This is a genomic window from Paraburkholderia strydomiana (assembly GCF_031456815.1).
Classification (GTDB): domain Bacteria; phylum Pseudomonadota; class Gammaproteobacteria; order Burkholderiales; family Burkholderiaceae; genus Paraburkholderia; species Paraburkholderia caledonica.
On record NZ_JAVDVL010000003.1, the window covers coordinates 248726 to 266386 of the forward strand.

Annotated in this window: 18 protein-coding genes; 10 read left to right on the forward strand and 8 right to left on the reverse strand. The window is 63.3% G+C overall.

Translation table 11 applies throughout. The features are described from left to right. Window positions 1–45: 45 nt before the first annotated feature. From J2W46_RS10670 to J2W46_RS10700, 7 genes are read left to right on the forward strand one after another with little or no spacing between them, the layout of a single operon-like run. Window positions 46–651, forward strand: a complete 606-nt coding sequence (locus tag J2W46_RS10670; RefSeq protein ID WP_310353499.1) for a D-glycero-alpha-D-manno-heptose-1,7-bisphosphate 7-phosphatase — start codon at window positions 46–48, stop codon at window positions 649–651. Continuing rightward, the gene (gene waaF, locus J2W46_RS10675; RefSeq protein WP_310353501.1) at window positions 648–1922 is read left to right on the forward strand and encodes a lipopolysaccharide heptosyltransferase II; all 1275 of its coding nucleotides are present in this window, start codon (window positions 648–650) and stop codon (window positions 1920–1922) included. Before J2W46_RS10670 ends, waaF begins: the two co-directional genes overlap by 4 nt. A gap of 24 nt (window positions 1923–1946) precedes the next feature. Beyond that, complete coding sequence (locus J2W46_RS10680; RefSeq protein ID WP_310353502.1) at window positions 1947–3692, forward strand: carbamoyltransferase family protein; 1746 nt, start codon at window positions 1947–1949, stop codon at window positions 3690–3692. Then, the gene (locus J2W46_RS10685; protein WP_310353504.1) at window positions 3689–4768 is read left to right on the forward strand and encodes a glycosyltransferase; all 1080 of its coding nucleotides are present in this window, start codon (window positions 3689–3691) and stop codon (window positions 4766–4768) included. The genes J2W46_RS10680 and J2W46_RS10685 overlap by 4 nt, the downstream gene beginning before the upstream one ends. Continuing rightward, the gene (locus J2W46_RS10690) at window positions 4765–5904 is read left to right on the forward strand and encodes a glycosyltransferase family 9 protein (RefSeq protein WP_310353507.1); all 1140 of its coding nucleotides are present in this window, start codon (window positions 4765–4767) and stop codon (window positions 5902–5904) included. The genes J2W46_RS10685 and J2W46_RS10690 overlap by 4 nt, the downstream gene beginning before the upstream one ends. Next, window positions 5894–6850 (forward strand): glycosyltransferase family 4 protein, encoded by a 957-nt coding sequence (locus J2W46_RS10695; protein WP_020068323.1) that lies wholly within the window; start codon window positions 5894–5896, stop codon window positions 6848–6850. Before J2W46_RS10690 ends, J2W46_RS10695 begins: the two co-directional genes overlap by 11 nt. A 57-nt stretch (window positions 6851–6907) precedes the next feature. Then, window positions 6908–7927 carry a UDP-glucuronic acid decarboxylase family protein gene (locus J2W46_RS10700; protein ID WP_310353509.1) on the forward strand — a complete coding sequence of 340 codons (1020 nt, stop codon included), beginning with the start codon at window positions 6908–6910 and terminating at the stop codon, window positions 7925–7927. Here J2W46_RS10700 and J2W46_RS10705 read toward each other — a convergent pair. Together J2W46_RS10705 and J2W46_RS10710 are read right to left on the reverse strand one after the other, a co-directional pair. After that, the gene (locus J2W46_RS10705) at window positions 7906–9654 is read right to left on the reverse strand and encodes a RecQ family ATP-dependent DNA helicase (RefSeq protein ID WP_310353510.1); all 1749 of its coding nucleotides are present in this window, start codon (window positions 9652–9654) and stop codon (window positions 7906–7908) included. The genes J2W46_RS10700 and J2W46_RS10705 overlap by 22 nt on opposite strands. Window positions 9655–9763: 109 nt before the next feature. After that, window positions 9764–10972, reverse strand: a complete 1209-nt coding sequence (locus tag J2W46_RS10710) for a zinc-dependent alcohol dehydrogenase (RefSeq protein ID WP_087753811.1) — start codon at window positions 10970–10972, stop codon at window positions 9764–9766. Window positions 10973–11177: 205 nt separating this feature from the next. On the opposite strand from J2W46_RS10710, the gene J2W46_RS10715 reads away from it, so the two are divergent. Next, on the forward strand, window positions 11178–11435 hold the full coding sequence (locus J2W46_RS10715; RefSeq protein WP_084166866.1) for a hypothetical protein: 258 nt from the start codon (window positions 11178–11180) through the stop codon (window positions 11433–11435). A 140-nt stretch (window positions 11436–11575) separates the two neighbouring features. Here the strand turns inward: J2W46_RS10715 and J2W46_RS10720 are convergent, their stop codons facing one another. The 6 genes from J2W46_RS10720 to J2W46_RS10745 form a co-directional block, all read right to left on the reverse strand. Then, the gene (locus tag J2W46_RS10720) at window positions 11576–12187 is read right to left on the reverse strand and encodes a hypothetical protein (protein WP_310353511.1); all 612 of its coding nucleotides are present in this window, start codon (window positions 12185–12187) and stop codon (window positions 11576–11578) included. Between the two features lie 91 nt (window positions 12188–12278). Continuing rightward, window positions 12279–13448, reverse strand: a complete 1170-nt coding sequence (locus J2W46_RS10725; RefSeq protein WP_087753813.1) for a zinc-dependent alcohol dehydrogenase — start codon at window positions 13446–13448, stop codon at window positions 12279–12281. A gap of 144 nt (window positions 13449–13592) precedes the next feature. Further along, the gene (locus tag J2W46_RS10730; protein WP_020068316.1) at window positions 13593–13895 is read right to left on the reverse strand and encodes a hypothetical protein; all 303 of its coding nucleotides are present in this window, start codon (window positions 13893–13895) and stop codon (window positions 13593–13595) included. After that, the gene (locus J2W46_RS10735) at window positions 13892–14266 is read right to left on the reverse strand and encodes a phage holin family protein (RefSeq protein WP_020068315.1); all 375 of its coding nucleotides are present in this window, start codon (window positions 14264–14266) and stop codon (window positions 13892–13894) included. The genes J2W46_RS10730 and J2W46_RS10735 overlap by 4 nt, the downstream gene beginning before the upstream one ends. A gap of 108 nt (window positions 14267–14374) precedes the next feature. Further along, entirely contained in the window at window positions 14375–14659 is a 285-nt protein-coding gene (locus J2W46_RS10740; RefSeq protein WP_020068314.1) for a CsbD family protein, read from the reverse strand. Window positions 14660–15037: 378 nt separating this feature from the next. Beyond that, on the reverse strand, window positions 15038–15238 hold the full coding sequence (locus J2W46_RS10745) for a hypothetical protein (RefSeq protein ID WP_020068313.1): 201 nt from the start codon (window positions 15236–15238) through the stop codon (window positions 15038–15040). Here J2W46_RS10745 and J2W46_RS10750 point away from each other — a divergent pair. Together J2W46_RS10750 and J2W46_RS10755 are read left to right on the forward strand one after the other, a co-directional pair. Continuing rightward, window positions 15215–15796: a hypothetical protein gene (locus J2W46_RS10750; RefSeq protein WP_310353515.1), complete on the forward strand. Its 582-nt coding sequence runs from the start codon at window positions 15215–15217 to the stop codon at window positions 15794–15796. The genes J2W46_RS10745 and J2W46_RS10750 overlap by 24 nt on opposite strands. Then, on the forward strand, window positions 15796–17661 hold the full coding sequence (locus tag J2W46_RS10755; protein WP_310353517.1) for a TonB-dependent receptor plug domain-containing protein: 1866 nt from the start codon (window positions 15796–15798) through the stop codon (window positions 17659–17661). The genes J2W46_RS10750 and J2W46_RS10755 overlap by 1 nt, the downstream gene beginning before the upstream one ends.

Consider the following 17661-nt stretch of genomic DNA (forward strand, 5'->3'; position numbering starts at 1 on the left):
CCGCTTGCGGCGATTCCGCCCACATTTTTCTACACCGCCTTCGTCATGCTGCGACCCGCTGTATTTCTCGACAAAGACGGCACGTTGCTCGAGGACGTGCCCTACAACGTAGACCCTTCGCTGATGCGCCTCGCACCGGGCGCGCGCGAAGCGTTGACGCTGCTCGCGACCCAGCCGTTCGAGCTGTTCGTGATCAGCAATCAGTCAGGCGTCGCACTCGGCAAATTCCCGCGAGCGGCGCTAAAGAACGTGGAAGCCGAACTCACGCACATGTTCGCCGAATCCGGCGCGATGTTCTCCGGCGCGTACTGGTGCCCGCATCATCCGGACGGCACCGTTGCGCCTTATTCGACCGCCTGCGATTGCCGCAAGCCGGCGCCAGGCCTGTTGCTGCGCGCAGCCCGCGAGCATCGGCTGGACCTCGCGCGCAGCTGGTTCATCGGCGACATTCTCGACGATGTCGAAGCGGGCAATCGTGCCGGATGCCGCACGATTCTGCTCGACAACGGCCATGAGACCGAGTGGATAGAAGGACCTCAGCGCGTTCCTACCGCGCGCGCCGCGGATCTGCACGAGGCTGCCCGGATCATCGCAAACGCTATGGAAGCAGCGGCGCCGCCCGCGCCCGCCGGCGAGGAAACCGCTCAATGAATGCGCCGCTGCTGATCACCCAGCCGACACTCGCTCACGCTCGCGTGCCCGACAGCCCGCAGCTTGAGCATTGGGGCGAGGAGATCAAGCGCATTCTGTGCGTGCGGCTCGACAATCTCGGCGACGTGCTGATGACCACGCCCGCGCTGCACGCACTGCGCGAGTCCTCACCCGGCCGCCACATCACGCTGCTTGCGTCGCGCAGCGGCGTTGCACTCGCGCCGTTTCTCGACGATGTCGATGACGTGATCGAATACGAAGCGCCGTGGGTTGCGAATCCGCCGACGAGCGCGCGTTCGCTCGCCGACGATCAGCGCATGCAGGAACGATTGCGGCGCGGCGGCTTCGATGCCGCCGTGATCTTCACGGTCTATAGCCAGAGCCCGTTGCCCGCGGCAATGCTGTGCCATCTGTCGGGCATTCCACGGCGCCTCGCGCATTGCCGTGAGAATCCGTATGAGTTGCTGACAGACTGGCTGCGTGAACCGGAGCCGCAGCAGCGCACCCGTCATGAGGTGGAACGGCAACTGGACCTCGTGCGCCAGGTCGGCGCAGAAGCCCCCGACACGCGTATGCGCTTCACGGTTCATGAGTCGGACCGGCGAACGCTTGCAGAGCAGTTTGCCGCGAGAGGCATCCACAGCGGCGCAACAACCGGCACGCCGTGCATCGTGTTGCACCCCGGCGCAACCGCCGCATCGCGGCGCTATCCGCCCGAGCGCTTCGGTCAGATCGCGACGCGCCTTGCCACCGAAACCGGAGCGCCGCTTCTGATCACCGGCAGTGCGAGCGAGCGTCCTCTCGTCGACGCGGTGATCGCCGCCGCTGCGCCGCGAGTTCGCTCACAACTGCACGATATGAGCGGCGCGCTCACGCTAGGCGAACTGGCAGCGCTGATCGAACAAGCGAGCGTGCTGGTGTCGAACAACAGCGGACCCGTGCATCTCGCGTCCGCGCTCGGCACGCCGGTCGTCGATCTATATGCGTTGACCAATCCGCAGCACACGCCGTGGCAGACGCCGAATCGCGTGCTGTTTCGCGATGTCGAATGCCGCTGGTGCTACCGCAGCGTGTGTCCTCAGCATCATCATGCGTGCCTGCTGGGCGTCACGCCCGGCGAGGTCGTGAAAGCGGCGCTCGAGTTGCGTGCCGAAGCACGAACTCGCGCAGCCTCCGTCGACTCCGACGCTCACCGCTCGGACGCTATCGAATTCAACGCCCACCACAGCGACGCGGCGCCGCCGCTCGCCGATGAACCCGTGGCTCCCTGAAACCCACTCCTACTGCGAACGCCCATGTACACACTCGGAATCAATGCCGTCTATCACGACAGCGCCGCAGCCCTGCTGCGCGACGGTGTGGTGCTCGCCGCCGCCGAAGACGAACGCTTCACGCACGTCAAGCATGCGAAGCGCCCCGTGCCCTTCTCGACCTGGCAACTGCCGTTCGACGCAATCGATTACTGCCTGAAGGCCGCCGGCATCACGCTGGCCGACGTCGATCATGTGGCCTACTCATACGATCCGAGCCTCTTTAGCGGCATGCCGAAGCGTCCCGGCGCGACTATCGAGTTGCCCTTCGATCCCGCGAACACGCGTCTGTCCGACCCGTCTGCATCGCCGTGGGACCCGCTCTTTCTCAGCTATATCGCGAACGCCAAGGGCCAGTTGCTCGACGGCGCGCCGCATCATTTGCGCAAGCGCTTTCAGGGTGTGGACCGCGACAACGGCTTCAAGTGGCATTTCGTCGACCATCACCTCGCGCACGAGGCCAGCGCGTTTCTCGCCGCCCCGTTCGAGAATACGGCGGTGCTCACCATGGACGGCCGCGGCGAAGGCGTGACGACCAGCATGGGCCAGTTCGTCGACGGGAAATACACGCGGCTCAAGCAGGTCGAACTGCCGCACTCGCTCGGACTGCTTTATGAAGCGGTAACGGACTGGCTCGGCTTCCTGCATTCGTCCGACGAGTACAAGGTGATGGCGCTCGCGTCGTACGGCAAGCCGGAATACCTCGACGTGTTCCGCGATATCGTGCGTTATCGCGGCGACGGCAGCTATACGGTCGACGCCCCGCGCCTCGTCCAACGCTTCGGTCCGGCACGCGAACGCGGCGGCCCGCTCGAACAGCGCCACTTCGATATCGCTCATTCGTTGCAGCGTGTGCTCGAAGAAACGGTGCTGCAACTCGCGGGCTGGCTGCATGAGAAAACCCGCTTGAGCAAGCTCAGCATGGCAGGCGGCGTCGCATTGAACTGCGTGATGAATTCGAAGCTGCGCGACGCAGGTCCTTTCGATGATGTGTGGGTCCAGCCCGCAGCGGGCGACGCGGGCACCGCGCTTGGCGCAGCGTTGTGGATCGATTCTCGCGAGCGCGGCGAGCGCGGCGATCGGAAGCGTCATTGGGTAATGGACCACGCGTACCTCGGTCCCGAATATCCGGAACAGGAAATCGAGCAGTTCCTGCAATGGTCGAAGGTGCCGTACCGGCGGCTCAACGACATTGCCGGCGAGACCGCCGACCTGCTCGCGAGCGGCAAGGTGATCGGCTGGTATCAGGGCCGCACCGAGTTCGGTCCGCGGGCACTCGGGGCACGTTCGATCCTCGCCTCGCCGGTCGATCCGCACATGCAGGCGAAGCTCAACGAGATCAAGGATCGCGAGGACTTCCGCCCAGTCGCGCCGGTCGTCATGGAAGAACATGCGAGCGAATGGTTCGTGAACGGCCAGGTTGCACCGTTCATGCTGTTCGTGTTCGACGTGCGCGCCGACAAGGCCGAGCGCATTCCGGCAGTGCGTCACGTGGACGGCACCGCGCGCGTGCAGACCGTGAACCGCTCGCAGCACCCGCTCTACTACGATCTCCTGTCCGCGTTCAACGAGCGCACCGGGGTGCCGATTCTCGTCAACACGTCATTCAATACGCGCGGCGAGCCGATGGTGAATTCGCCCCGCGATGCGGTGGAGTCGTTCTGGACATCGCCGCTCGACGCGCTCGTGATCGGCCCCTTCGTCGTCGAGAAAGCGCGGGGCGGCGCATGAGTCCATCCGCTACGCGACCGATCGACGTAGGAGGCAGCTTCGGCAATCCGCATAGCGAAGCCGAGCCGATTGCGGCCGGGTATCCGGGCGTGCTGCTCGCGCACCTCGACGTGTCGGTGGTCGTGCCGACTTATCGGCGGCCCGACATGCTCGCGTCGTGTCTTCGCGCATTGACGGAACAGGACTTTCCCGCAGATCGCTACGAGATCGTGGTCTGCGACGACGGTCCCGACGAAGCGACTCGCGCATGCGTCGCGCGCATTGCCGGCGAGCAGGCAGAGCGCGGCCTCGCCGTGCGCTACGTGCCGGTGACTCGCACGCAAGGCCCAGCGGGCGCGCGCAATGCCGGTTGGCAACACGCGCGCTCGCCGGTAATCGCCTTTACCGACGACGACACGCTGCCCGATCCGCAATGGCTGCAAGAAGGGCTTGCGGCGATTCGCCAAGGGGCGGCCGCCGCCGCGGGCCGGATCGTCGTGCCGCTGCCCTCGTCGCCGACCGACTACGAGGCGGATGCGAGCGGCCTCGAGCGTGCGGAATTCGCGACCGCGAACGTATTCGTAGCGCGCAGCTTTCTGACGATGACAGGAGGCTTTGACGAGCGTTTCACCTCGGCGTGGCGCGAAGATTCCGATTTGCAGTTCACGCTGCTGCAAGCGGGCGGCAAGATCGTGCGCGCAAGCGATGCGGTGGTCGTGCACCCGGTGCGCCCCGCGCGCTGGGGCGTCAGCATCTCGCAGCAGAAAAAGAGTCAGTTCGACGCGCTGCTCTACAAGAAGCACCCTGAACTGTTCAAAACGCGGATTCGCTCGTCGCCTCCGTTGCTGTACTACCTCATTCTCTGCGCCGCATTGGCCGCGCTGGTCGGCATTTTCGTGGGCGATGGCAATACCGTGACGCTAGCGGTGCTGGCGTGGTTCGCACTGACGGCGTATTTCTGCGCAATGCGTTTGCGCGGGAGGGACCGCAGCTTGCGCCACATTGCCGAAATGGCGTGGACGTCCATCCCGATTCCATTCCTGTCGATCTTCTGGCGGCTCTACGGCGCTGTACGTTACAAGGTGTTCTTCTTATGAATGCAGACTCGTTCATCGCCTCTGCCGCGCCGCGCCGCATAGCGATCTTCCGTGCGTTGCAACTGGGCGACATGCTCTGCTCGGTGCCCGCGCTGCGAGCGCTGCGCGCGGCCGCGCCGCAAGCGCATATCGCGCTGATCGGCTTGCCGTGGGCGCAGTCGTTTGTCGAGCGCTACGCCGATCTCGTCGACGAACTGATCGTCTTTCCTGGAGCCGCAGGCTTTCCCGAGCAACCCGAGACGGACGAAGGGCTGCCCGCATTCCGTGAGTGGATGCGCGCCCAACGCTTCGATCTCGCAATCCAGCTGCATGGCAGCGGCGGCATTGCGAACGATCTGCTGCTTGAGTTCGGTGCCAACGCCTATGCGGGCTTCGTACAACCTGACGAGCGGCCGCGTGAAGGCGTGTTTATCGACTGGCCAGACGACCTGCCCGAACCCGAGCGCTACCTTGCATTGATGAGTGCGCTCGGCGCCGAAACCACCGAGCGGCAATTGTCGTTCCCTCTTTGCGAGCGGGATGGCGACGAATACGCGTCGTTAGTGGCCGCGCACGGCATCGAAGCGGAGCGCCTCGTGCTGGTTCATCCAGGTGCGCAATTGCCCTCGCGCCGCTGGCCGGTCGAGCGTTTCGCGGAAGTCGCCGACCGCCTCGCCGCCGACGGCTGGCAGATCGCCATCACCGGCACAGCGGCGGAAGCTTCGCTGACCGGCGCGGTGCTCGGCGCGATGACCGCGCCCGCGTTGCACCTCGCCGGTTCGACATCGCTCGGCGGACTGGCTGCGCTCGTCGCGCACGCGCGACTCGTCGTCTGCAACGACACGGGCATTTCGCACATCGCCGCGGCCATGGCGACCGCGTCCGTCGTCGTCGCGTCGGGCAGCGACACGCAACGTTGGGCGCCGCTCGATCACGAGCGGCACCGCGTGCTTGCCGACTATCCGCCGTGCCGCCCGTGCATGTTCCGCGAGTGTCCTTACGGCCACCCTTGTGCGCTGAACATCGGCGTGGACCGCGTCGTCGAGACGGCGCGCGCCCAACTGGCCGAAGTTCGCGGCGCGCATCCGGCCAGTGCCTGCGCATTGCATACGCATGCCGAAACCGGATCCTTCGAGGAGTTGCACCATGCTGCGTAACTGCCGCCGTCTCCGTGTGCTGACATGGCACGTGCACGGCAACTACCTGTACTACCTGACACAGGCGCCGCACGATTTTTATCTGGTGACGAAGCCGGGTCATCCGCCTGGTTATGCGGGCAAAGTCGGCGTGTTGCCGTGGGGCGACAACGTCCACGAAATCAATGCGGACGACGTGCCGGATCAGGAGTTCGACGTGATCCTGTATCAGCACAAGACGCATTGGGAATACGACCGCGAGCATGTGTTGAGCGACGCGCAGCGCCGCTTGCCGCGCGTGTATATCGAACACGATCCGCCGCAGGAAAACCCGTTCCAGCAATGGCATTGGGTCGACGATCCGGACACGCTGCTGGTTCACGTCACGCACTTCAATCAGTTGATGTGGGATTGCGGCGTGACGCCTACGCGCGTAATCGAACATGGCGTGGTGGTACCGGAAGGCGTGCGCTATACCGGCGAATTGGAGCGCGGCATTGTCGTCGTGAATCATCTCGCTCAGCGCGGCCGGCGCCTCGGTGCCGACGTATTCGCCGACGTGCGCACGCGCGTGCCGCTCGACCTGGTCGGCATGGACGCCGAGCGGCTCGACGGCATTGGTGAAGTCGGCAATCTGGATCTCGCCGCGTTCACCGCGCGCTATCGCTTCTTCTTCAATCCGATCCGCTGGACCAGTCTCGGCCTCGCCATCGTAGAGGCGATGACGATCGGCATGCCGATCGTGGGCCTCGCGACTACCGAACTGGCGACGGTGATCCGCAATGGCGAAAACGGCTTCGTGCATACAGACGTGAATGCGCTTGTCGACGCAATGCACGAACTGCTGCGCGATCCTGCGGAAGCCAGGCGCCTCGGCGAGGGCGCGCGACGCACGGCGCAGGAGCGGTTCCACATCGACCGTTTCGCGCAGGACTGGCACGACGCGCTGCTGCAAGTGACCGCGTAGGCCACCGATCGGCGCGGCTTGCGCCGAACAATCGTAAGACGACTAGGACCACGCAACATGAAAGAACTTACCCGCAAGCGGATTCTGGTCACAGGCGGCGCCGGCTTTCTCGGCTCACACCTGTGCGAGCGGCTCGTGACGCAAGGCCACGACGTGCTGTGCGTCGACAACTTCTATACGGGCACGAAGGACAACATCGCGCATCTTCTCGATTGCCCGAACTTCGAGCTGATGCGTCACGACGTGACATTTCCGCTCTATGTGGAAGTCGACGAAATCTATAACCTCGCCTGCCCTGCGTCGCCGATTCACTATCAGCATGATCCGGTACAAACCACCAAGACGAGCGTGCACGGTGCGATCAACATGCTCGGACTCGCCAAGCGCGTAAAAGCAAGAATCTTCCAGGCATCGACGAGCGAAGTGTATGGCGATGCGCTCGTGCATCCGCAGAAAGAAGACTACTGGGGCCACGTGAATCCGATCGGACCGCGCTCCTGCTACGACGAAGGCAAGCGCTGCGCTGAAACGCTCTTCATGGACTACCGCCGTCAACATGGGCTTTCCATTCGCATTGCGCGAATCTTCAACACGTATGGACCGCGCATGCATCCCGCCGATGGCCGCGTCGTGTCGAACTTCATGATGCAGGCGCTGCGCGGCGAGCCGATCACGCTGTATGGCGACGGCTCCCAGACGCGTTCGTTCTGCTACGTGGACGATATGATCGACGCGTTCATCCGTTTGATGAACACCGCCGAAGATCCCGGCGGCCCGGTCAATCTCGGCAATCCGCACGAAGTGAGCATGCGCGAAATCGCACAACGGATTGTGGCGACTACGGGCTCCAATTCGCCGCTTGAATTGCATCCGCTGCCGACCGACGACCCGTGGCATCGTCAGCCGGACATCTCACGCGCGCGCGAGCTGCTCGGCTGGCAGCCAAAAACCTCACTCGACGACGGACTTAAAGAGACCGCGCGCTACTTCCGTGCGCGGATCGAGGCATCGTCGGAAGCGACTGCCGACGTTGCCTCGATTGGAGCGCATGCGGATCAGCGCCCCGCCCTCACGTAACTCGCCAGAAACGTGCGGGTGCTGCCGTCGGGGAACTGCACGGCCACCTGCTCGCCGCTCGCTAGTGCGACCTCACCGGCGCCATAGCGCGGCACGCGCACGGCATCGCCCGGAGTCCAGACGCGTGGTTTGCGCGCATTCTCGCGCTTGCGTTGTGCAACTTCATTCGCGTGCGTCTCCGGTGCAACGATAGCGTCGGACGCCATGTCGATCTGCGGCGGATTCACGCAGTTGTCGCAGACGCCGCAGCGCTCGGCGGCAGGCGAGTCGCCGTAATAGTCGAGAATCGCGCGCCACCGGCATTGACCCGTTTGCGCGTAGTCGATCATCTGCTGCAGCGTTTCCCTGTCGTGCGCGCTCATCTGCTCGAATTGCGCCGCGGCATTGGCAACCGCGTCGCGCGCGGATTCCTTCGCGCCCTCGCGGCTTCGCAGACGATAGCGACGCTGCCGGTCGCGGCCGGCCACGCGGGCGTCGACCAGCATGTTCAACGCGACTTCCAGCTTGCCCGCACCGACATCCGGCAATGCCTGCTTGAGCGCGGCCAGCGTGACGCCCTTCGGTTCGTCGGCAATACGCGCGGCAAGCGTGTCATACACACGCTGCGCGAGTTCGACACTCGGATAGCGTCCCGCAAGGAAAAATTGCTGGATGCGCCGGTCGTTCAGATCGAATAGCAGCACGCAATCGGCGGGCTCACCGTCGCGGCCCGCGCGTCCCGTTTCCTGATAGTAAGCGTCGAGGCTGCCGGGAATCTGGTAATGGATCACGAAGCGTATGTCCGCCTTGTCGATGCCCATGCCGAACGCGTTGGTTGCGATCATCAAACGGGTGGCGCCCGACATGAACTGCTCCTGCGCCTCTTCGCGAGCGTCAGCCGCCATTCGACCGTGATAGCGCGAGACCGACTCGCCTGCCTCCGTGAGCCAGCCGTAAATGCGATCGACGTCGCGCACAGTCGCCGCGTAGACGATGCCGGTCCCGCTGAGCGATGCAATCAGCTTCGACAATTGCTCGCGCTTGGCGGTCACGGCGCGCGCTGCGCCGTCCTTGCCTCCCGCCGTGCTGACCTGCACGACGCGATAGCGCAGATTCTCGCGATACGTGCCAGTGCGAACCACACGCGGTTCGCGCAATGCCAGCGAGTGCACGATGTCGTCGAGCACGCGCGGCGTGGCCGTGGCGGTCAACGCAAGCACCGGCGGCTGACCGAGCGACTTTACCGCAGCCGCGATCTGCAGGAACGCGGGGCGAAAGTCGTGTCCCCATTGCGATACGCAGTGCGCCTCGTCGACCACCACTAGTCCAACGCGGTTTTCGGGGCGCGCGCGCAACGTTTCGATGAAGGCCGGTTGCGCCAGGCGCTCCGGCGTCACGAACACAATGCCGCTCTCGCCTGCCGCAATCCGCTCCAGCGCTTCGCGCTCGGCGCGACTACGCAGCGTGCTGTTCACGAGCGTGCAGTCGATTCCAGCGGCCAGCAGTTTGTCTGCCTGGTCTTTCATGAGCGCGATCAGCGGCGACACGACGAGCGTGGTGCCCTCGAGATGCAGCGCCGGCAACTGATAGCAAAGCGACTTGCCCGCGCCCGTCGGCATCGTGGCAAGCGTGTCCTTGTGTTGCAATACGCTGCGGATAATGTCCTCCTGACCGGCGCGCAAGCGCACGATACCGAACATGTCACGCATGGTCTTGCGCATGCTGCGAAGCCGTTGGTCGACTGTCATAGTTGGAAACAAGCGTCCTTGCGGGCGTTTTCGCCCGCGGTTGTAGTGAGATGAGTGTGAAAGACGATGTGAAAGACGAATTCCCGCGCGTAGCGGCGTGACCCGCCGCTCACGGCTGCAGCTTGACCTTGATCCAGCCCGGCTCGCGATTGTCGAACGCGCGATAGGCCTCGATCGCGTCGGTGATCGGCTCGCGCTGCGTCAGCACGGCAAGCGGATCGAACGAGCCGTTACGCACGATCTCAACGAGATGCGGCGTAATCGCGCGGTGATTGCAGTTGCCCATGCGCACGACGAGATTGCGATTCATTGCTTCGCCGATCGGGAAAACGCGGTCGTTCGGCGGATACACGCCGATGATCGACACGGTGCCCGCTTTCGCCACCGCTCTGACCGACCACGTCAATACTTGCGACGGTCCGCTGCCCGGACGCCAGTTATCGCCATCGGGGTTCGTATCGGGCGCAATCTCCTTCACTTCCTTGTCGAAGGCCTGTTGCTGGTCGCGCTCATTCTGCGCGGCCGGGCCGTGCTCGGCACGCACCGCGTCCACGCCCACTGCATCGATCACGCGATCCACGCCGATGCCGCCGGTCAGTTGCAAAATCATGTCCACCGGATCTTCCTCGTCGAAATTGATCACTTCTGCGCCTTGTGTGCGAGCCATGTCCAGCCGCGACGCTATGCGATCCACCGCAATCACACGGCCGGCGCCCATCAGCTTCGCGCTCGCAATGGCAAATTGGCCCACCGGACCCGCTCCGAACACCGCGACCGTATCGCCGGTGCGAACGCCCGCCAGCTGGGCGCCGAAATAGCCGGTGGGAAAGATATCGGAGAGCAGGATCGCGCGATCGTCGTCGATTTCGTCGGGCAAACGGATCAGGCTCGCGTGCGCCAGCGGCGTGCGCGCGTATTGCGCCTGCAGACCCTGGAATGGGCCGGTCGTTTTCGGGCCGCCGAAGAATGCAGTGCCGGCGCTTGCGCCATTCGGATTTGCGTTGTCGCATTGAGCCGTGTAGCCCGAGCGGCAATACGAGCAATATCCGCACGAGATAGTCGACGGAATCAGCACTCGATCGCCTTGGCGCAGATTGCGCACACTGCGGCCCACTTCCTCGACGATGCCGATTCCCTCATGACCGAGAATCGTGCCCGGCACCATGCCGCCCAACGTGCCACGCACCATATGCAGATCGGTGCCGCAAATCGCGCTGGACGTGAGACGTACGAGCGCGTCCGTCGGTTGCTCGAGTTTGGGATCGGGAACATTGTCGAGACGGATGTCCCCTATGCCGTGAAATACCACTGCTTTCATCTGCACTCTCCTTCTCTCAGGTCTGGCAGCGTCGCGGCTTATGGCTGCCTGCATCGACAGCCCGCGTCGATTCCGCGGGCCTTGTTACGGCACAGCAATCCGCGTGCAACGCTTCGTGTGAAGCGTCGGCAGCGAAGCGGGTATCGCTTTTGCTCGATTTCGATGTGCATGAACGAAGCGTCAATCAACCAGAGAGGAGAAAAGCATGAACCAGGAACCGTCCGATCCCGTGGAACGCGCGGACCAGCGACGCGAGAAGCTGGGTGATGGAGACGTCAAGATCAAATCCGACGGCACAGTGGAAGAGCGGGAGCATGGAAGCATCGACCCGACTCTGGTTCCGAAGGGAAAAGAACACCCGTCTGAAGGGCCGTACACCCCTGAGCACGATCACGTGGACCCCGATCTCGAACCGGGTGGCGCCGAAGGCCACCCAACCAGCAAGGGTGATTTGTCAGCGTGACGTTGTGCGCGTGTTGCTCGCATTACCAGATGGTCTGCAAACACACCGTGCAAGACAAGCCTATATAGAACGCAAACTCAACGCGGAATCAAGCGTGCCCGCCGTCGCGGAGGGCACGCTTTCTACGCCGATGCGGAGGCTTATGCGGCGCTCGTCGCGCTTCCCGCACGCAGGCGCTGACCCGTCGTCGACGACTGATCGCCGCGCGTATAGGGCGCTAGCGCATCCGGCGTGCGCATGTCGCGTGGCGTTTCAAAGTCCGCGAGCGCGGCACCGCGCATCTGCTCGGGCGAGCTGGAAAAACCGGTGCGGTCGCTATAGTCCGCCGACGGCAAACGCGGCGCACTCTCCGCGCAATTGGCGGCATACACGTCGAGCGCCGTGACGCAGACCACGTTCACCGCCGCTGCTGCCGCCCGTTGCCGGTCGCGTGCGCTCCACTTGTTCGACGACAGCGCGAGCGTGCCAAGGTCGAGTGCATCGCCGCCCACGCGCGCCCACAAGAACGGCCGCGGATCGCGCGACGCCAGTATGCCGACGCCGCACGCAAGCTCGCGCAAACCATAGAAGCGCATCGTGCCGGGTCCTGTCTCGACGCCTGCCACGCGAGCCATCATGCGCGGCGCGACCAGTTCTGCGAGGCCGAGCGCAATGCTGTACCACCCAAGGCCGCGCGCGATCGAATCCGGTTGCGGCAGTCGTTCCTTCAGGGCGCGAGCGCTCTCCTGCTTCGGTTCAGTACGGGAATCCATTTACATCACCTTCATTCTGGGGAGCCACGTCAGCGCAGCTCACGTGAAATAACAGACGGCGTCTGTGCCGCGACGATCACTGCCCGACGCGTCAAGGTTTGAGCACGACCTTGATGCAGCCGTCTTCCTTGTCGCGGAACGTCTTGTACATGCGCGGGCCTTCATCGAGCGAAACCGTGTGCGTGATAACGAACGACGGGTCGATCTGCCCTTCCTGGATTCGCCGCAACAGATCGTCGGTCCAGCGGTTGACGTGCGTCTGTCCCATGCGCCATGTCAGGCCCTTGTTCATCGACGCACCGAACGGAATCTTGTCCACCAGACCGCCGTAGACGCCCGGCACCGACAACGTTCCCGCAGGACGGCAAACGTAGATCATCTCGCGCAGCACGTGCGGCCGGTCGGTTTCGAGCATTACGGCCTGCTTTGCGCGGTCGTACATTGAGTCGACCGAACGCGTTGCGTGCGATTCCATGCCAACAGCGTCGATACATTTTTCCGGCCCCTTGCCGCCCGTCAGTTCCTTCAACCGTTCGAGGACGCTCTCTTCCTTGAAATCGATCGTGACGGCGCCGCCCGCGCGCGCCATCGAAAGACGCTCAGGGACGCAGTCAATCGCAATCACCTGCTTTGCGCCGAGCAGTACGGCGCTGCGAATCGCCATTTGCCCGACCGGGCCGGCGCCCCAGATCGCGACCGTATCGGTAGGCTCGATATCGCATTGCACCGCAGCCTGCCAGCCGGTCGGAAAAATGTCGCCGAGGAAAAGCACCTGCTCGTCGCTCAGACCGTCCGGAATCTTCACATGCGTTTTATCCGCAAACGGCACGCGGACGAATTCGGCCTGCCCGCCAGGATAACCGCCCGTCAGATGCGTGTAGCCGAACAGGCCCGCCGTGGTATGGCCGAACATCTTGTCGGCAATGTCCTTGTTGCGATTACTCCGTTCGCACACGGAAAAGTTGCCGCGTTTGCATTGATCGCATTCGCCGCAGATGATGGTGAACGGCACGACCACGCGGTCACCCACCTTCAGTGCGCTGTTCTCCTTGCCGACTTCCATCACCTCGCCCATAAATTCGTGGCCCATGATGTCGCCGGACTCCATGCCGGGCATGAAGCCGTCGTAAAGATGCAGGTCGGAGCCGCATATCGCGCAACTCGATACCTTGATGATCGCGTCGCGCGGATGTTCGATCTTCGGATCGGGCACAGTGTCGCAGCGGATGTCTTTCTTGCCATGCCATCTAAGCGCCTTCATATATCCTCCACACTGAACGGTTCAACTACTCGCGGGTGAAACGCGAACACATGCGCATCCCGCGTGCCGCGCGGTCTCGTACCGCGCGATAGTCGCCGCATCGCACGTGGAGCGATGGCGCCGGCATGAAAGCGTTAAATCGCGCTAGCGCTGAAACACACTGCGCGCGGTCCTCGTGAGCCACGCCATTACGCTTGTGCGTGCGAGCGTTCCAATCGCTTTGCGCGGCCCGAGAAGCACGGCCGCAAGACCGGCCGCGAGCACCAGTGCCAGGTAAGGCGTGTCGGCGAGAGAACTCATTGCGTTGACGGCCGGCACACCCGCTATCGTGGTTCGCCGAGGTGTGTGCAACGCCAGATTTGCAGACAACAGGCGCGCGCGAGAGGCGGCCATGCGCTGAAGGATCGCCGCGCGGCGTTCCTGATGCCAGGCTGGATCGTGTTTCATTTCAGGGCGTCCTTCAGGGCTTCCAGGTCATGGGACACTTCGTCGCGCAGCACATGCAACGGCTCGACGGGCTTCTGGGCCTTCATCATCGCGAAGGTGGCGATCGATATGACGAGCCATGCGGCCGCAACACCCCACGCAACAGAAATGACGTAAGGCGTGTTCCACGCCGTCACGATGATGGCCACGCACAGAAAAGAGAGGGTGAACATGGCAGCGACCGCCAGCACGACCATCGCGATGACTTCGCGCACCAATCGCCCTTTCGCCTCCTCCAGTTCGAGTGCCAGAAGTTCGGCGTAGTCCACCGCCCGACTGGAACAGAAACGCGCCACGTTGCGCCACTGGCTCACTTTGGTATGTATTGACATCCTGTATCTCCCGCCAGCAATTGCCGTCACGGGCGCTCGCCACCGGTTGCGTCAACCGGCGACGAGCGCTTGATCCGAACGATGCAATCGACTCTGTGTCAACCGTATCTAACGGTAATCCCTGTCGCCGCGAACGTCGCGGGCGGTTGCCGAGCGCAGCGCGCCGAGAATGAAACCCGCGGCCGCCGCAATCGCGAGCGCGGTGAACGGCCGCTCCGTGGTCGTCTCGCGCACGACGTCCGTGAGATCCGCCCACACCTGTTGAGCCTTGCCGCTTAGTTCGCGGGCGGTGCCGGCCATCTGGGTCCCGGTGTCGCCGAGCATCTCGCCCGCCGCCTCCTGCACCTTGCCGCCTATTTCCTTCACTGCCCCTTCCACTTTTCCTGTTTCCATGTTTGCTCTCCGTGGTTTGCGCGCACTAGGGTGCACAACACTGGCCGCGCAGCCGGAGCCCCGGCATGCGTTGTCGTCACGCCGCAAGAAGCGCGCCGCGTGAACGCCCGAGGAGAACTCATCGGTAGTAGACGGGAGTGAGCCGAAGGAAGCCGGCGCGCGAGAGAGAGGAACGGGGGACGATTACGGCGGATGCGGAGAGAGAAACGGCGGATACAAGCGAAGTACGAATAGCGCATCGCGCGTATCGAGAGCATCGAGGCTGTGCCCGAGGTCAAAAACGCGCCGCTACATGGACGTGCGCGTTGGCGCAACCAGGGTATGTCATGACGCGCGCCTATGCGTTGGAGGCGCGCGTTTCAGTGTCGGACGAGTGGTTTAACTTTGCGGCAATGCGCCGTTGAGCAGACGCTGCAGTGTGTCGATCTTGCGAAGATGTACACCCCACAGTTGGCCGCCGTCTTTGATGCGACTCAGACGCTCGTGCCAGTAGCTGAGCGGAAAAGCTGAATTGTCGCGGGCACTTGCATGCGAGCGCACGAGAACCTGTTCGATATGGGCGAGATCGCGTTCGATCATCGCCTGTCGCATGGAGCCGAGAGTTCTGGAATTGAAAGTTTGTTGCATGACAGTGAGGGCGGCGGTAAAAACGGCTACTACAGCAAGCCGCGTGCCGCGACTTCACACGGCCTCCGTTCGATACCGCCGAAATCCATGCGCCACGCGCTATTCGACGATTTGGAAAAGCTCATGCACGCGGCATGGGCTCCCGGTTTTTCGCGCCAGGCATGGCCCAAAACGGTGGATATCCCTATTCCCTTTTTACAAGCCTGTCCCTGCCGCTGTGAAGCCAGCCAGCGCGCAACGCGAAGACTCGCGCCGATTCAAGCTTCCCTTTCCCGCGCCGATAACAAACAGGTGACGATCCACTTTGAAGGAGCGTTCCCGATTTACCGGCTGTCATGGTTCCAACTACGCGCGCTTCTTTTTTCCTTTCTCAACGCCTGGTCGCCTGTTCTGTCGCGGGATTGGCAACGCTCTGTTCGCCGGCAGCTGTCGCCGGTAACGAGCCGCGCGCGAGCGCAGCTTCGACCCCGGACACAGAGGAGTTGGCGGCGATGCCATTGGAGGCGCTGATGCAGGTCACTGTCAGCACGGCGTCACGTTTCGATCAGTCGGTTACCGACGCACCGGCCGCCGTGGTCGTTCTTACCGCCGAAGACATCAGTCAGTTCGGCTGGCGCACGCTTGCCGACGCGCTCGCGTCGTTGCCGGGCCTGTATGTGACAAACGACCGCTCATATGAATACCTCGGCTCTCGCGGCTTTCAGCGTCCTGGCGATTACAACAGCCGGTTTCTGCTGCTGATCGACGGCATGCGTACGAACGACGGCGTGTACGGTCAGGCGCCCATCGGCACGGACTTCCCGCTCGACATGGATCTGGTGAAGCGCATCGAGTATGTGCCGGGCCCCGGTTCGGCGATGTACGGCGCGAACGCGCTTTTCGGCGTGATCAACGTGATCACCAAAACCGGCAGCGATCTGGCGGGCGCGGAAGCCGCCGTCGCGGTGGGGAGCTTCGGCGAGAAAAAGGCGCGTGCGTCATACGGCTGGCATGGTGCGCACGGTGCCGACATTCTTGTTTCCGCGACGTCGTATGGACGCAGCGGTCAGGATCTGTACTACCCGGCATTCGACACGCCCGAGCAGAACAACGGCGTCGCCAACCGGCTCGACTACGACCGCGCGCAGAACTTCCTAGGCAAGGCCGCGTATGGCGATTTCCGCCTCACGTTCATTTACGGAAACCGCACGAAGGGCGTGCCCGATGCGCCGTACGGCGCGGTGTTCAATGCGCCCTTCAGCGTGACGGACACGCGAAGCTATCTGGATCTTTCGTACCAGCATTTGCTTGCCGACGGCGTCACGCTGGCATCGCAGGTGTACTGGGGCCGCTACGACTACCGGATGCCGTCGGTCTACGGTCCGCAACCGTATGTGGCCAATGTCGACGGCAGCCACGCGCTCTGGTACGGCGCCGACGTGCACGCGACCGTGTCGTCGATCGACAAACATCGAATCGTGATCGGTACGGACTTCACCCGAGACGCGCGCCTGAACCAGTACAACTACAACGTCGACCCGTATTCCCAATTGCTCGACGACCATCACAGCGGCAACCGCGCCGGTGTCTATATCGAAGACGAAATCACGTTGCCCGCCAATTTCACGCTGAATGCGGGCTTGCGTTACGACCAGCAGACGGCCTCGGGCGGCAACCTGAGTCCGCGCATCGGGCTCATCTACAAGCTGACTCCGCGCGATACGTTCAAGCTGCTGTACGGCGAGGCCTATCGCGCGCCGAACGCATACGAGATGTACTACGCTGTAGGCGGCGCCGACGGCCAGTTGGGTAATTCATCGCTGAAGGCAGAGCACATCGCGACGACCGAAGTCGTATATGAAAGAGCCGTGTCCGCGATGGCCCGCGCGACACTCTCGCTGTTCCAGTACAACGCGCGCGAGTTGATCTCGACGACACAGCAGAGCTCCGGTCTTTATATCTTCCGCAATGTCGATCGCGCCACCGCGCGAGGCGCGGAACTCGCCTATGAGCAGCAAATGGCAGGCACGCGGGTGCGCGCGAGCTATTCGTACCAGATAGCTCACGACTCCAACACCGGGGCCGCACTCCAGAATTCGCCGAAGCATCTCGCGAAAGCCAATGTCGCTGTGCCCTTCTTCGCGAATGCGTTGGTATCGGGACTCGAAGTGCAATGCACGTCCACGCGACTGGCTGCGGTCGGCGAGACCGGCGGTTTCTGCCTCGCGAACGTGACGCTAAGTTCGCGCCGGCTGATTCGCGGTGCGGACCTGTCGTTTTCCATCTATAACCTGACCGATAAACGGTACGCCGACCCAGTGGGTCCGGGCTTCACCCAGGAGACAGTTGCGCAGCAAAGCCGGACCTTCGTGTTCAAGGCCGTCTACGGGTTCTGA

Excerpts from the sequence above, each read along its gene's own strand:
- J2W46_RS10685 (WP_310353504.1), top strand. The coding sequence starts at position 3,689 with ATGAGTCCATCCGCTACGCGACCGATCGACGTAGGAGGCAGCTTCGGC.
- J2W46_RS10695 (WP_020068323.1), top strand. The coding sequence starts at position 5,894 with ATGCTGCGTAACTGCCGCCGTCTCCGTGTGCTGACATGGCACGTGCAC.
- J2W46_RS10725 (WP_087753813.1), bottom strand. The coding sequence starts at position 13,448 with ATGAAGGCGCTTAGATGGCATGGCAAGAAAGACATCCGCTGCGACACT.
- J2W46_RS10715 (WP_084166866.1), top strand. The coding sequence starts at position 11,178 with ATGAACCAGGAACCGTCCGATCCCGTGGAACGCGCGGACCAGCGACGC.
- J2W46_RS10670 (WP_310353499.1), top strand. The coding sequence starts at position 46 with ATGCTGCGACCCGCTGTATTTCTCGACAAAGACGGCACGTTGCTCGAG.
- J2W46_RS10680 (WP_310353502.1), top strand. The coding sequence starts at position 1,947 with ATGTACACACTCGGAATCAATGCCGTCTATCACGACAGCGCCGCAGCC.
- J2W46_RS10730 (WP_020068316.1), bottom strand. The coding sequence starts at position 13,895 with ATGAAACACGATCCAGCCTGGCATCAGGAACGCCGCGCGGCGATCCTT.
- J2W46_RS10745 (WP_020068313.1), bottom strand. The coding sequence starts at position 15,238 with ATGATCGAACGCGATCTCGCCCATATCGAACAGGTTCTCGTGCGCTCG.
- J2W46_RS10690 (WP_310353507.1), top strand. The coding sequence starts at position 4,765 with ATGAATGCAGACTCGTTCATCGCCTCTGCCGCGCCGCGCCGCATAGCG.
- J2W46_RS10735 (WP_020068315.1), bottom strand. The coding sequence starts at position 14,266 with ATGTCAATACATACCAAAGTGAGCCAGTGGCGCAACGTGGCGCGTTTC.
- J2W46_RS10755 (WP_310353517.1), top strand. The coding sequence starts at position 15,796 with ATGCAGGTCACTGTCAGCACGGCGTCACGTTTCGATCAGTCGGTTACC.
- waaF (WP_310353501.1), top strand. The coding sequence starts at position 648 with ATGAATGCGCCGCTGCTGATCACCCAGCCGACACTCGCTCACGCTCGC.
- J2W46_RS10700 (WP_310353509.1), top strand. The coding sequence starts at position 6,908 with ATGAAAGAACTTACCCGCAAGCGGATTCTGGTCACAGGCGGCGCCGGC.
- J2W46_RS10740 (WP_020068314.1), bottom strand. The coding sequence starts at position 14,659 with ATGGAAACAGGAAAAGTGGAAGGGGCAGTGAAGGAAATAGGCGGCAAG.
- J2W46_RS10750 (WP_310353515.1), top strand. The coding sequence starts at position 15,215 with ATGGGCGAGATCGCGTTCGATCATCGCCTGTCGCATGGAGCCGAGAGT.
- J2W46_RS10720 (WP_310353511.1), bottom strand. The coding sequence starts at position 12,187 with ATGGATTCCCGTACTGAACCGAAGCAGGAGAGCGCTCGCGCCCTGAAG.
- J2W46_RS10705 (WP_310353510.1), bottom strand. The coding sequence starts at position 9,654 with ATGACAGTCGACCAACGGCTTCGCAGCATGCGCAAGACCATGCGTGAC.
- J2W46_RS10710 (WP_087753811.1), bottom strand. The coding sequence starts at position 10,972 with ATGAAAGCAGTGGTATTTCACGGCATAGGGGACATCCGTCTCGACAAT.